The following is a 12,880-nucleotide window of genomic DNA, read 5'->3' on the forward strand; positions in this document are numbered from 1 at the left end:
ACTTGATCGGTTGATCCAGATCAACGCGTCAGCCGCCCTGTTGCATCTAAAGTGCACCAAGGCAACGGCCCGGATGCCGTCCCGATTCCCCAGACCATTTCAGAGAGACCGAATATGTCGGCCCCTGACGACACGATGTCGCGCGTGCGCCGTAAGCGCATGGAGATCTTTGCGTTCCTGTTCCTGACCGCAGTCGTGATGCCCGTCCTCGCGGTCGGAACGGTCGGCTCTTACGGGCTTGGCGTCTGGATCTACCAGATGTTCGCCGGCCCTCCGGGCCCACCCTCCTCCCCGCATTGATCCCGACAAGCGAAAGACAGGCATCATGGCCCACACCACTCTCAACCGCCGTGCATTGATCACCGGCCGGGTGCTCAGCACCGAGCGCGTCATCCCCCCGCCGGGCTGCGAGATCGCCAGCATCATCGTGCAGGCGCGCCCCGAGCGCCTCGCCGCGCTGGAGGCCGAGATCGCCGCGATTCCGGGCTGCGAAATCCATGGCCGCGACGCGCGCGGAAAACTCGTCGTCGTGACCGAAGCGCCGGACGCCGGCAGCCTCGGCACCATCCTCAACACCATCCAGTCGCTGGGAGACGTCTATTCCGCAGCGCTGGTCTTTCACGCCATCGAAACGACCTGACGGCAGGGAGAGCCATCATGACATCGCCAAAGCTCGACCGCCGCCAGATGCTGAAGCTCGAGGCCGCCGCCATCGCGGCCGCCGCAGCCGGAATGCCGGCACCTGCGCTCGCCGCCAATCTCGTCGCCGAGCGCGACGCATCCGAACTGAAATGGGACAAGGCCGCCTGCCGCTTCTGCGGCACCGGCTGCTCGGTGATGGTCGCGACCAAGGACAACCGGGTCGTCGCCACCCACGGCGACATCAAGGCCGAGGTCAATCGCGGCCTGAACTGCGTCAAGGGCTACTTCCTCTCCAAGATCATGTACGGGCATGACCGCCTCACCCAGCCGATGTTGCGCAAGACGGGCGGCAAATACGACAAGAACGGCGACTTCACGCCGGTGTCGTGGACCGAAGCCTTCGACATCATGGAATTGAAGTGGAAGGAGGCCTTCAAGAAGCGCGGCCCGAACGGCGTCGCCATGTTCGGCTCCGGCCAGTGGACGATCTGGGAAGGCTATGCGGCGTCAAAGCTGTTCAAGGCCGGCTTCCGCACCAACAATATCGATCCCAATGCACGCCACTGCATGGCCTCGGCCGTTGCCGGCATGATGCGCACCTTCGGCATCGACGAGCCGGCCGGCTGCTATGACGACATCGAGGCCACCGATGCCTTCGTGCTGTGGGGCTCCAACATGGCGGAGATGCACCCCATCCTGTGGACGCGCCTGGCCGACCGCCGGCTCTCCGCGCCGCATGTCCGCGTCGCCGTGCTCTCGACCTTCGAGCATCGTTCGTTCGATCTCGCCGACATCGGCATGGTGTTCAAGCCGCAGACCGATCTCTACATCCTCAACGCCATCGCCAACCACATCATCACAACCGGACGCGTCAACAAGGATTTTGTTGCCGCCCATACCATCTTCAGGCGCGGCCAGACCGATATTGGTTATGGATTACGACCCGAGCATCCGCTGCAGAAGAAGGCGACGGGCGCGGCGAAGGCGAACGACTCCACCGACATGAGCTATGACGAATACGTCAAGTTCGTCTCGGACTACACGCTGGAGAAGGCGGCGCAGATGTCCGGCGTGCCGCTCAATCGCCTGGAGGCGCTGGCCGAGCTCTATGCCGATCCGAAGACGAAAGTGGTCTCGTTCTGGACCATGGGCTTCAACCAGCACACCCGCGGCGTCTGGTGCAACAATCTCGTCTACAACATCCATCTCCTGACCGGAAAGATCTCCTCGCCCGGCAACAGCCCGTTCTCGCTGACCGGCCAGCCCTCGGCGTGCGGCACCGCGCGCGAGGTCGGCACCTTCTCGCACCGCCTGCCCGCCGACATGGTCGTGACCAACAAGGAGCATCGCGACAAGGCGGAGCATCTCTGGCTGCTGCCCGAGGGCACCATTCCCGACAAGAACGGCGCCCACGCCGTGCTGCAAAGCCGGATGCTGAAGGACGGCCTGATCAACGCCTATTGGGTGCAGGTCAACAACAATTTGCAGGCCGGCCCGAACGCCAACGAGGAAACCTATCCGGGCTTCCGCAATCCCGACAATTTCATCGTGGTCTCGGACGCCTATCCGTCTGTGACGGCGCTGGCCGCCGACCTGATCCTGCCGACCGCGATGTGGGTGGAGAAGGAAGGCGCCTACGGCAATGCCGAGCGGCGCACGCAGTTCTGGCACCAGCTCGTGCAGGCGCCGGGCGAAGCCAAGTCCGATCTGTGGCAGCTCATGGAGTTTTCAAAACGATTCAAGATCGAGGAAGTCTGGCCGGAGGAGCTGATCGCAAAGAAACCGGAGGTTCGCGGCAAGACGCTGTTCGACGTGCTCTACAAGAACGGCCAGGTCGACAAGTTTCCTGTTACGGAGATCGAGGAAGGCTACGCCAACGAGGAATCCAAGGCGTTCGGCTTCTACGTGCAGAAGGGGCTCTTTGAAGAGTACGCCTCGTTCGGCCGCGGCCATGGCCACGACCTCGCGCCGTTCGAAAGCTATCACAAGGAGCGCGGCCTGCGCTGGCCGGTGGTGAACGGCCAGGAAACGCGCTGGCGTTTCCGCGAGGGCAGCGATCCCTATGTCAAGCAGGGCACCGACGTGCAGTTCTACGGCTACCCGGACGGCAGGGCGCGCATCTTCGCGCTGCCCTACGAGCCGCCGGCGGAATCGCCCGACAATGAATACCCGTTCTGGCTCTCGACCGGCCGCGTGCTGGAGCACTGGCATTCCGGCACCATGACGCGCCGCGTGCCCGAGCTCTACAAGGCATTCCCCGAAGCCGTCTGCTTCATGCATCCGGACGACGCCGCGGAGGCAAAGCTTCGCCGCGGCGACGAGGTGAAGGTGGTCTCGCGCCGCGGCTTCATCCGCGCCCGCGTCGAGACCCGCGGCCGCGACCGGCCGCCGAAGGGACTCGTGTTCGTGCCGTGGTTCGACGAGTCCAAGCTGATCAACAAGGTGACGCTCGACGCCACCGATCCGATCTCGTTGCAGACCGACTACAAGAAATGCGCCGTGCGCATCGAGCGGGTGAACGTGTCATGATGAAACGCCTCGGCATAGCCCTGCTCGCCTGCGCGATCGCAGCCGGCGCAAGTTCGCTGACCGCGCAGACGGTGAATTCGGGCCTGCGCGGCCCGACGCCCCTCAACGACGAAGGCCCGGCGCCGCCGATGCTGCCGAACCGCAACACGTCGGAGCGGGAGTCGCGCAACTATCCGGAGCAGCCGCCGGTGATCCCGCATACGATCGACGGCTACCAGATCGACCTCAACGGCAACAAATGCCTGTCCTGCCACGCGCGGGCGCGCACCGCGGAATCGCAGGCGCCGATGGTCTCGATCACCCACTTCATGGACCGCGACGGCCAGTTCCTGGCCTCGATCTCGCCGCGCCGCTTCTTCTGCACCGAATGCCACGTGCCGCAGAACACCGCGGTGCCGCCGGTGAGCAACGATTTCACGGATATCGATACCTTGCTGTCACGCGCAAGTCCGGGTGGCCGGCGATGACGACGACTGCTGACGAGCCAAAAGCCAAGCGCGGCTTCATCCTGCGTTGCTGGGATTTCGCGCTCGAGCTGTGGGGCGTGCTGTCGCGGCCGAGCACCGTGTTCGCGCTCGGCACGCTGGTGCTCGCAGGCTTCGCCGCCGGCGTGATCTTCTGGGGCGGCTTCAACACCGCGCTGGAACTGACCAACACCGAGAAGTTCTGCACCGGCTGTCACGAGATGAAGGACAACGTGTTCGCCGAACTGAAGTCGACCATCCACTTCACCAACCGCTCCGGCGTGCGCGCGACCTGCCCGGATTGCCACGTGCCGCACAACTGGACCGACAAGATCGCGCGCAAGATGCAGGCCTCCAAGGAAGTCTGGGGCAAGATTTTTGGCACGATCGACACAAGGGAGAAATTCCTGGATCACCGGCTCGAGCTCGCCGCGCATGAATGGGCGCGGTTCAAGGCCAATGATTCCCTGGAATGCCGCAACTGCCACAGCGCCGATTCCATGGACATCACAAAGCAGTCGCCGCGGGCCTCGGTGGCGCATCAGCGCTTCCTGTTCACCGGCGAAAAGACCTGCATCGACTGCCACAAGGGCATCGCCCACCATCTGCCCGACATGCGTGGCGTGCCGGGCTGGCAATAGGGCCGCGGGCGACCGGATTCACCCTGCTTGAACCCTTGGGGCGAATGGTTAGTTTTGGGGGGTGGCGAATCGCCTCGTTTCGCCCCTCCTCAAGACAGATATGACCAATTTCTCTCCGCATCAGGATGCCGCCCTCAAGGCCGTCGGCGATTGGCTGAAGGCCAAACCCGGCCGCAACGGCACGCCGCCGATTTTCCGCCTGTTCGGCTTCGCCGGCACCGGCAAGACCACGCTGGCGCGGCACATCGCCGAGGGCGTCGACGGCGAGGTGAAGTTCGCCGCCTTCACCGGCAAGGCCGCGCTGGTGATGCGCAACAAGGGTTGCGACGAGGCCTCCACCATCCACTCGCTGATCTACCGCGCCCGCGAATCCGGCGAGGAGCAGCCGAGTTTCGAGCTGTGGGACGATGCGCCGGCCTCCAAGGCCAAGCTGATCGTGATCGACGAATGCTCGATGGTCGACGCCGAACTGGGTCGCGACCTGATGTCGTTCGACTGCCCGCTGCTGGTGCTCGGCGATCCCGCGCAGCTGCCGCCGATCCAGGGCGGCGGCTTCTTCACCAACACCGAGCCGGACGCGATGCTCACCGAGGTGCACCGCCAGGCCCAGGACGATCCGATCGTGCGGATGTCGATGGACGTCCGCGAGGGCCGCGAGCTCGACATCGGCCGCTACGGCGAGAGCGAGGTGGTGTCGCGCAAGGAGCTCGATCCCGATCGCGTCATGGGTGCCGACCAGGTGCTGGTCGGCCGCAACAACACGCGCCGCGCCTACAACATGCGGGTGCGTCAGCGCCAGAACATCGAAGACACCTTCCCGGTCGCCGGCGACAAGCTGGTCTGCCTGCGCAACAACCGCAAGAAGGGCCTGTTCAACGGCGGCCTGTGGCGCGTGAAATCACGCAACACCTCGCGCTCGAAATCGCGCATCCTCAGCATGCGGCTCTCGCCCGACGAGGACTTTGGGCACAAGGTCACGAAAGTCTCCGTGCGCGCCGACTGCTTCGAGGGCGGCATCGAGCAGATCGCCTGGGAGCAGCGTAAGCCCTATGACGAGTTCGACTACGGCTACGTGCTGACCGTGCACAAGTCGCAGGGCTCGCAATGGGACGACGTCGTGCTGTTCGACGAGAGCTTTGCGTTTCAGGACAGCCGGGCAAGATGGCTGTACACGGGCATCACGCGCGCGGCGAAGCGGCTGAGCATCGTGGTTTGACGTCAAACCCCGCTCGTCGCCCCCGACCAAGCATCAAGGTTGCGGACCCGATAGACCCGGCTCGCGCTCGGCCCGGAAAACATTGCTGTAGAGATTTGCGATCCATTGCCGGCCGCTCGAGGTGATGTTGAGATAACGTATCGCGGCCTGGATCTGTGGAGCAACGTTGTTCCAGTAAAACTGCGGATATTTGTAGACGACGTCGGCAGGCGTTTCATAGCCGAGCTTCTTGTTCAGGCCGATTTCCTCGAACTCGTGGAACAGAGCGTTCGACTTCCTTAAATAGTTGGGATCGCCAAGCTGGCCGATCAGGTCGGCGGCGCGAAGCAACATACCCTCCTCTTCCATCAGACTGTCGTTTGAGGATTCCGAATAGGGAAAGCGCGTGAATTCTATGGCTCGGGCAATTCGGCCTGCCTCGATCTCTTCGACGTCGTCGAAGCGTTCCAGGACGAACAATTTCGAGCGGTCCACATGATAGGGAGCGAGCGCGGCGTCGGAGGCGCCCCGTGGAAGACTGATCATGCGGCCTTCCAGATCCGCGACATAGGAATCGTCGCTGTCGCCTTGAACGACTCCGCGCACATACCCGATGTCATGGGTGAGACACGCCAGGGTGAAATTCGCATAGTCGGCGACTGTCGTTGGCCGCAACAGCATTCGCCCCATCAGGATGTCGTGCCCGGCAAGGGTGACGAGCATCGAGTGCTCGATGTTGTGATACAGGGCGTCGCTGTTACCGATGCACTCCAATGTGAGCCTGGCCGCAAACGGAAGAACCTCGGCCAGACGGGCATGCGAAGAGCCAAACCGATCTCGTGTGTCCGAAGTCAAGAACGACGCGAGAGTCTGCGCGACCAGTTCTGGAATTGTGATCATCTGAACACCCATCTCAATGTGCGCTGTGGGTTCTGACGAGCTCCTTCGTGACCCCAAAATAGCACATCGCCGCTCGCTGAGTGGGGCGAATGTTCACATCCGTGCGGAAACTGACCTCAACGGTCGGCGAATCTGATCCATTTGAGGACGGGAGGTTGCGGTCTTCCGTCGCACCTTACACGCAGCCGTCACTTCCCCGCCACAAAATAGAAATCTTCACGCCCCGGCGGCGAGCCGTACGAAAACGGCTGCTGCTCGTGCTTGGTGGCGGACCAGACGTCGTCGCGGACGATGTCGAACAATTTCCGGATCTCGACCTTCGGCACCTTGATCTCGCGGGCGAGCGCGGTGGAGAACGGGCTGTCGGCGCCATTGTCGCCGTCGATCGCGGTCTCGCCGTGCTTGGCGGCGTAGACCACCATGAACCCGGCGCCGGGCTCGATGTTGGAAAAGCCCTTGTCGACCAGTTTCAGCGACAGCGTGTGCTGCATGGTCGGCGCGAACGGATTGTCGCGGCAGGCATCCAAAATCACCAGACGCACTTTTCGCGCGGCGCCGACGGCGGCGATCACCTGCTCCAGGGCGACGGCCTGGGTCTCGGCATCGCGGTCGACGGCGAGCTTGGCGTCGACCGGAACGAGGTAGTTCACCCCGCCGATCTCGAACCCGTGGCCGGCGTAGTAGACCACCGCCCAATCGGCCTTCTCGGCTTCCTCGGCGAAAGTCTTGAGCGCGTCGAAGAACTTGTCGCGGGTGAGGTCGCTGACGGAGATCACGGTTTGGAAGCCGACATCCTTCAGCACGCTCGCGATCATCTTCGAATCGCGCGGCGGATTGGGCAGGGCATGGACGTTCTTGTAGGCGCCGTTGCCGATCACCAGCGCAACGCGGCGCCCGCTGGGCGCGGCGCCCGGCGTTTGCGGCGTCAGTGCGGCGAGACGCTCCTGCGCGATGGTGCGGGCGCGCGCGACGTCGAGCTCATCGAACTTCGTCAGCGAATACGCAGCCGAGCGATAGTCGGCGCGGGCCTGGCCGAGATCCTTTTTGCGCTCGTAGACCTGGCCGCGGCCGGAATGCGCGCGGATGTTGTTCGGGTTGATCTGGAGCGCCGCATTGTAGTCCTTCAGCGCGGCGTCGAGATCGCCCTTCATCATGCTGACATCAGCACGATTGTTGATCGCGCCCGTGTTCTTCGGTTGCTTTTCGATGATGCCGTTGCAATCGGCAAAGGCCTGGTCGAACTTGCCCATCAGGCCATAGGTGATGCAGCGGTTGCTGGCGATCTGCGGCGCGGTCGGATCGATCTTCTCGGCCTCCGCGAAATCGGCGAGCGCACCGTCATAATCCTTCATCAACGTGCGCACGCGCGCACGATTGGTCCAGCCAAGGATGAACTTCGGCGTGTATTTGATCGACAGGCTGAAATCATCGAGCGCGCTTTGCAGCGCGTTCCGGCGCAGCTGGATGACGCCGCGATTGTTGTAGGGAACGCCGTAGGTCGGACGCTTCTGGAGCGCAAGATTGAAGTCCGCCATCGCAAGGTCGTCCTGGCCCGTGCGCTCGTAGGCGATGCCGCGCAAATTGAGGATGATGGCATTGTCGGGATCGAGATCGACGCCCATGGACAGGGTCTCGATCGCATGCAAATTGTCGCGCTTGTTGATCAAATTATTGCCGCGCACGGACAGCGCGACCGCCTTGTCCTTGCCGGTGACGCGATCGGCGTTGAGCAGGTTCTCGCAGGCCGTGGTCCGCGCCTGGGCGTCGGCCTGGCGGTCACGACAAATGGCGAGGTCGTCGCCGGCTTGCGGCTCGGCGGCGGCGATCGCGACGCCGGAGACGAGGATGACTGATATCAGGGGGACGACGCGCAGCATGTTGTCAGATCAGCTCCAGCCACCACATTTCTAAGTCGATCAGCGATCGCGCCGGTTCATCTAGCCGGAGTTCCCCAGCCCGCCAAGCCGGCCCGGGGGCTACGGCTTTTTTTCACGGACTCGTGTCTCTCTCCCCGTAACAATCGCCCGGTCCGTCCGTATCTCCGGTGTCTGAAAACGCCGGGCAGGCTGTTCGCCCGCCCTCAACCGCCCTAAACTGTCAGGCCTTCCGAAAGAGGATCCGCCATGCGCCGCTCCGTCCTGTCCCTGCTCGCCGCCACCACCGCCTTGACGCTGGCCTTTGCCGCACCGACCCGGGCCGCCGAAGACGCCGTTGTGATCCCCGCCCCCGCAATGGACGCGGCCCCCGCGAGCGGCATCCAGACCGCGGTGATCGCCGGCGGTTGCTTCTGGGGCGTGCAGGGCGTGTTCCAGCACACGGCCGGCGTCGTCAACGCCGTCTCCGGCTATGCCGGCGGCACCAAGGCGACCGCCGACTACCAGACCGTCTCGAGCGGCCGGACCGGCCACGCCGAGTCGGTTGAGATCAAGTTCGACCCGAAGAAGATCTCCTACGGCAAGATCCTCCAGATCTACTTCTCGGTGGCGCACGATCCGACCCAGCTCAACCGCCAGGGACCGGACGGCGGCACGCAATATCGCTCGGCGATCTTCACCACCTCCGACGAGCAGAAGAAGGTCGCGGAGGCCTATATCGCCCAGCTCGACAGCGCCAAGGTATTCAGCAAGCCGATCGTGACCAAGGTCGGCGCGCTGGAGGCGTTCTATCCGGCCGAGGGCTATCACCAGGACTATCTGACGCTGCACCCGAACCAGCCCTACATCGCCTATAACGACATCCCGAAGGTCGAGAACCTGAAAAAACTGTTCGCGGATAACTACATTGAGAAGCCGACGCTGGTGAGCGCCAGCAAGCCCACCAACTGATCGCGAGATCATCGACAACAAGATCATCAGACAAACGGGAGACCCATGCCCGACACCAAGACGAAATCCACCGACGACAAGGTCATCAAGAGCGAAGAGCAGTGGCGAAACGAATTGTCGCCGATGCAGTACGCGGTGCTGCGCGAGAAGGCGACCGAGCGTCCCTTCTCCGGCGAATATGAGCACGACCACCGTGCCGGCACCTATGTCTGCGCCGGCTGCGGCAATGTGCTGTTCGAGTCCGACGCCAAGTTCGACTCCGGCTGCGGCTGGCCGAGCTTCACCGCGCCCGCGGTCGAGAGCCATATCGACGAAGAGCGCGATACGACGCACGGCATGATCCGCACCGAGGTGCTCTGCTCCAAATGCAGCGGCCATCTCGGCCATGTCTTCCCGGACGGACCGGGGCCGACCGGCCTGCGCTATTGCATCAATTCGGCAGCGCTGAAGCTCGAGCCGAAATAAGATAGCGCGCCGCCGGGTTCCCTGATGGAACCCGGCGGCGCGTTGTGCTTTTCTTGTCTGGCGGTGCAGCCGTTGAGCGTCATCCGGCGGCCGCCAGGGAGGACGCCATGTCACTCGGGACCATCCTGATCATCCTGGTGATCATCTATCTCTTGGGCGGCTGGTCCGGCCGGATCGGCGGTTACGGCTACGGCATGGGCCATTCCGGCATGGGGATCGGCGGTGTCGTTCTGGTGGTGCTGCTCGTCCTGCTGCTTCTTGGCAAATTGTAAACCATACAAGCCACTGAAATTATTTAACTTTCTGCGGCTGCGGACCTGCCATGCATGGATTCATCATCTCCCATCGCAGGGGTCGCATTTCTGTCAAAACGGCCTATATTAGTGGACGAAAATGATGTGCGGCGGGCCCGCTTGATTGCGGCCTCCGCCCTCCCAAACCCCACGCGCTTAAAGCCCCAGACAAGATCACGAGGTCTTTGACCATGCGTCCACTGCGTCCGTTCAACTTCAACACCTCCGCCGAGCTCTTCCCCGCCGCCATCCGCAAGAAGAAGCGCGCGGGCTTTACCTATCGCCGGTTCGGCACCGCGGCCGAAGCCGTGCAGTTCGCGATGGAGCAGTTGCCGACGGATTCGCTGAATGGCGCGTATCTCCAGGTCGAGGAAGCCCGTTTCGACCAGAACGGCATCCGCTCGCTCTATGAGAGCGAGGCCTTCCCGCTGCCGCGCCACCGCAAGCCGGAACCGGTCGCCGAGACCGACGCCGACGCGGCGTAAATTTTCTGAAAACCTCCGATGTGCGCGGAAAGCGCGATGGCCGAAAGGCTGTCGCGCTTTCGGCGTTTGGAGCGCGCTCCGTCTTCTCCCTCGCCCCGTTCTTACGGGGAGAGGGTTGGGGTGAGGGGCTCTTTCCGCATAGGCAGTGAGAATTGGACTCGCGGAGAGTCCCCCTCACCCGCCGCGCGCGGGACGATGCTCCGCATCGCCCGGAGCGCGTCGGCCTCTCCCCGCAAGCGGGGCGAGGCGAAGAAGCACCGCACTCGCTGCTAAATCCGCGGCTGCTTGTCGAGCCAGCGGCGCAACAGGCGCACGTTGCGCATGTTGGCGCGGAACATGACGTCGAAGGCGTCGCCCACGAACGGCACGATGCCGACCACGCCGTCGACCGCGACATTGCCGAGCATCCGCGCGGTGATGTACCAGGGCGCCCCCAGGGCGCGGGCCTCGCGCACCAGCCACAGCGAGATCGCGGTGGTGATGATGTCGCCGACAACGGGGATCAGGCCGATCAGCCCGTCGATGCCGTAGCGGATCTTGGTGCCCGGCAGGATGAAGGCGACGTCGAGCAGCTTTGCGAGCGCCTCGAGCCGCGCGATGCGCTGCTCGCGCGTCAGATTGCCGAACGGGTTGCCGGCGAACTGACCTTCTTTGCCGAATTCGAAGCGAAACTCCTGAAACCCCTGCTCCAGGCTTTCGGGGCGGATCTCACGGCCGTCCTGATCGATGATCGGCCCGTGCGCCTCACGGTCCGAAAAACCGGCGCGCGACTGCGTCCCCGAGCGGGACCTGCGTGGCGTGAGAATGTCATCGTCGGGCATGGTCATGGCCATTGGAGGAACGCACGAGCGCCGCAGAGGTTGCTGCACCGCGACCGAAGGTCGCGCGCTCAGCTCGCCGCCGCCGCCGGTTGCGGCTCCTCGATATAGTGATGCACGAACCAGGATGACAGCACCGCCGGCACGAAACCGACCAGACCGTACAGGATGAACTGCACCGTGCCGGAATCCGACCCGCGCGAACCATAGGTGATCGCGGCGAGGATAAAGGCGAACAGGCCGACCAGCAGCATCCGCAGCACCGGGCCGATCCGCCTGACATGGATCAGGATGTCATCGACCGCGCCGATCATCAGCGACGGCAGGAAGCCGAACAGATAGCTGTATTGCAGCGTCTTGAAGAACACGACGAACAGCTTGCCGACCTCGCCGAGACTGGTCTGGGTCCAGTAGCCGGACTGGTAGGTCGTCGTCAGCAGCAGCAGGAAGCCGCCCACGAACGGACCGACGAGCGCGAACACCAGATAGCGTTTCATCAAGAACTCCTCATACGCAGACGCATTTATAGCAGCGCGGCGGGAACCTTGGATAGCAGGACTGCGGGCGGTTTGGGGGGAACAAGTGGCAAGGCCGCGGGTTCAGACAGGACTTGAAATTCACCTGTCAGATCTGGAGCCGCCAATGTCTCGTAAACTGTTCTTGCTGGCGACGATCACGCTTGCGGCCGCCGGCGGCCTGTCGAACGCGCCCGCCTTTGCACAAGGCCATATGGGCACGCCGCAAGAGCAGAAGGCCTGCTCGCGCGACGCCTCGCGGCTGTGCCGCAAGGACCTCGGCAATGACGGTGCGGTACAGGGCTGCCTGCAGGCCAACCGCGCCAAGCTGTCGAAGTCGTGCAGCAAGGTGTTCGAGAGTCACGGCATGTGAGATCGCATCAGCATTTTGCGTGACGGTCTCGCAACATTTGCGAATTCCTTCGCGTCGCCCATTGCAGCTTCGTAACAATCGCGCATACTCGAATCGGGCGGCGCAGCACTTTTCGATTCGAACATCAAGAGATCGAGCGACCACATGCGGGATTGAGCTCCCGGCGTGAAGGCTGAGACATGCGGCAGATCAAGCCGCGTGCGGCGCCCCAAAACCAAGTGGTTCAAACCGCGGAACTCGGGGACGCATTCTTCATGACACGCTACCAAACCATCGCTTCGCTATTCGCCTTCGCCGTCACGGTCTTCACCCTCCAGACATCACCCGCCCTCGCCTTCTCGTCCGAAGCGCAGCAGATGTGCTCGGGCGATGCGATGCGGCTGTGCTCCAGTGAAATCCCAGACATCCCGCGCATCAGGGCCTGCATGGTGCAGAAGAAGGCGCAGGTCAGCCCCGGCTGCCGCGCCGTGATGGATCGCGAAGCCGCCGCCGCAGCAGCATCGCGCAAGCGGGAAGCGGCCGCACAATAAGCGGCTTGGCAAATCTTCGATTGACCGCGCTGCCAGTTGGAGGGGTCGGTTCACCTCTCCCGTAGGGAGAGGTCGGAGCGCATCGCAGATGCGATCCGGGTAAGGGGTTACGGTCTCACGGAACGTTGCGGCCCCTCACCCGGATTGCTCAGGCGCGCAATTGCGCGCCAAAGCAATCCGACCTCTCCCCGCTGGGGAGAGGTGC

General features: G+C 63.4%; 16 protein-coding genes. 12 read left to right on the forward strand and 4 right to left on the reverse strand.

Annotated elements, in window-relative coordinates:
• The first annotated feature begins 114 nt into the window (after positions 1–114).
• The 6 genes from napE (at position 115) to NLM32_RS37990 (ending at position 5,492) form a co-directional block, all read left to right on the forward strand.
• Entirely contained in the window at positions 115–300 is a 186-nt protein-coding gene (napE, locus tag NLM32_RS37965) for a periplasmic nitrate reductase, NapE protein (RefSeq protein ID WP_254133796.1), read from the forward strand.
• A gap of 25 nt (positions 301–325) precedes the next feature.
• Positions 326–640 (forward strand): chaperone NapD, encoded by a 315-nt coding sequence (locus tag NLM32_RS37970; RefSeq protein WP_254133797.1) that lies wholly within the window; start codon positions 326–328, stop codon positions 638–640.
• Positions 641–657: 17 nt separating this feature from the next.
• Complete coding sequence (gene napA / locus NLM32_RS37975; protein WP_254133798.1) at positions 658–3,171, forward strand: nitrate reductase catalytic subunit NapA; 2,514 nt, start codon at positions 658–660, stop codon at positions 3,169–3,171.
• Positions 3,168–3,638 carry a nitrate reductase cytochrome c-type subunit gene (locus NLM32_RS37980; RefSeq protein ID WP_254133799.1) on the forward strand — a complete coding sequence of 157 codons (471 nt, stop codon included), beginning with the start codon at positions 3,168–3,170 and terminating at the stop codon, positions 3,636–3,638. The genes napA and NLM32_RS37980 overlap by 4 nt, the downstream gene beginning before the upstream one ends.
• Positions 3,635–4,276 carry a NapC/NirT family cytochrome c gene (locus tag NLM32_RS37985; RefSeq protein WP_254133800.1) on the forward strand — a complete coding sequence of 214 codons (642 nt, stop codon included), beginning with the start codon at positions 3,635–3,637 and terminating at the stop codon, positions 4,274–4,276. Before NLM32_RS37980 ends, NLM32_RS37985 begins: the two co-directional genes overlap by 4 nt.
• A 100-nt stretch (positions 4,277–4,376) precedes the next feature.
• Positions 4,377–5,492, forward strand: coding sequence for an ATP-dependent RecD-like DNA helicase (locus tag NLM32_RS37990; protein ID WP_254133801.1), 1,116 nt, complete (start codon positions 4,377–4,379; stop codon positions 5,490–5,492).
• Positions 5,493–5,525: 33 nt separating this feature from the next.
• Here the strand turns inward: NLM32_RS37990 and NLM32_RS37995 are convergent, their stop codons facing one another.
• Positions 5,526–6,371, reverse strand: coding sequence for a metal-dependent phosphohydrolase (locus NLM32_RS37995; RefSeq protein WP_254133802.1), 846 nt, complete (start codon positions 6,369–6,371; stop codon positions 5,526–5,528).
• A 188-nt stretch (positions 6,372–6,559) separates the two neighbouring features.
• Positions 6,560–8,248, reverse strand: coding sequence for a caspase family protein (locus NLM32_RS38000; protein WP_254133803.1), 1,689 nt, complete (start codon positions 8,246–8,248; stop codon positions 6,560–6,562).
• A gap of 246 nt (positions 8,249–8,494) precedes the next feature.
• Between NLM32_RS38000 and msrA the strand changes: the two genes are divergently transcribed.
• The 4 genes from msrA to NLM32_RS38020 all read left to right on the forward strand — a co-directional run bounded on the left by msrA (position 8,495) and on the right by NLM32_RS38020 (position 10,439).
• A complete protein-coding gene (msrA, locus tag NLM32_RS38005) occupies positions 8,495–9,196 on the forward strand; it encodes a peptide-methionine (S)-S-oxide reductase MsrA (protein ID WP_254133804.1) in 702 nt (233 codons plus the stop codon).
• A gap of 45 nt (positions 9,197–9,241) precedes the next feature.
• On the forward strand, positions 9,242–9,661 hold the full coding sequence (gene msrB, locus NLM32_RS38010; RefSeq protein ID WP_254133805.1) for a peptide-methionine (R)-S-oxide reductase MsrB: 420 nt from the start codon (positions 9,242–9,244) through the stop codon (positions 9,659–9,661).
• A 107-nt stretch (positions 9,662–9,768) separates the two neighbouring features.
• Positions 9,769–9,933 carry a DUF3309 family protein gene (locus NLM32_RS38015; RefSeq protein ID WP_187436663.1) on the forward strand — a complete coding sequence of 55 codons (165 nt, stop codon included), beginning with the start codon at positions 9,769–9,771 and terminating at the stop codon, positions 9,931–9,933.
• 212 nt (positions 9,934–10,145) lie between these two features.
• Entirely contained in the window at positions 10,146–10,439 is a 294-nt protein-coding gene (locus tag NLM32_RS38020) for a hypothetical protein (RefSeq protein ID WP_027532521.1), read from the forward strand.
• Between the two features lie 269 nt (positions 10,440–10,708).
• Here NLM32_RS38020 and NLM32_RS38025 read toward each other — a convergent pair whose 3' ends face one another.
• Together NLM32_RS38025 and NLM32_RS38030 are read right to left on the reverse strand one after the other, a co-directional pair.
• Positions 10,709–11,266, reverse strand: coding sequence for a DUF4112 domain-containing protein (locus tag NLM32_RS38025; RefSeq protein ID WP_254135519.1), 558 nt, complete (start codon positions 11,264–11,266; stop codon positions 10,709–10,711).
• Positions 11,267–11,328: 62 nt separating this feature from the next.
• Positions 11,329–11,754, reverse strand: coding sequence for a DUF5413 family protein (locus tag NLM32_RS38030; RefSeq protein ID WP_254133806.1), 426 nt, complete (start codon positions 11,752–11,754; stop codon positions 11,329–11,331).
• Between the two features lie 145 nt (positions 11,755–11,899).
• On the opposite strand from NLM32_RS38030, the gene NLM32_RS38035 reads away from it, so the two are divergent.
• Positions 11,900–12,145: a hypothetical protein gene (locus NLM32_RS38035; RefSeq protein WP_254133807.1), complete on the forward strand. Its 246-nt coding sequence runs from the start codon at positions 11,900–11,902 to the stop codon at positions 12,143–12,145.
• A gap of 179 nt (positions 12,146–12,324) precedes the next feature.
• A complete protein-coding gene (locus NLM32_RS38040; RefSeq protein WP_254133808.1) occupies positions 12,325–12,675 on the forward strand; it encodes a hypothetical protein in 351 nt (116 codons plus the stop codon).
• The last annotated feature ends 205 nt before the right edge of the window (positions 12,676–12,880 follow it).

It is taken from the genome of Bradyrhizobium sp. CCGUVB14 (assembly GCF_024199935.1).
In the GTDB taxonomy this organism is placed as follows: Bacteria; Pseudomonadota; Alphaproteobacteria; order Rhizobiales; family Xanthobacteraceae; genus Bradyrhizobium.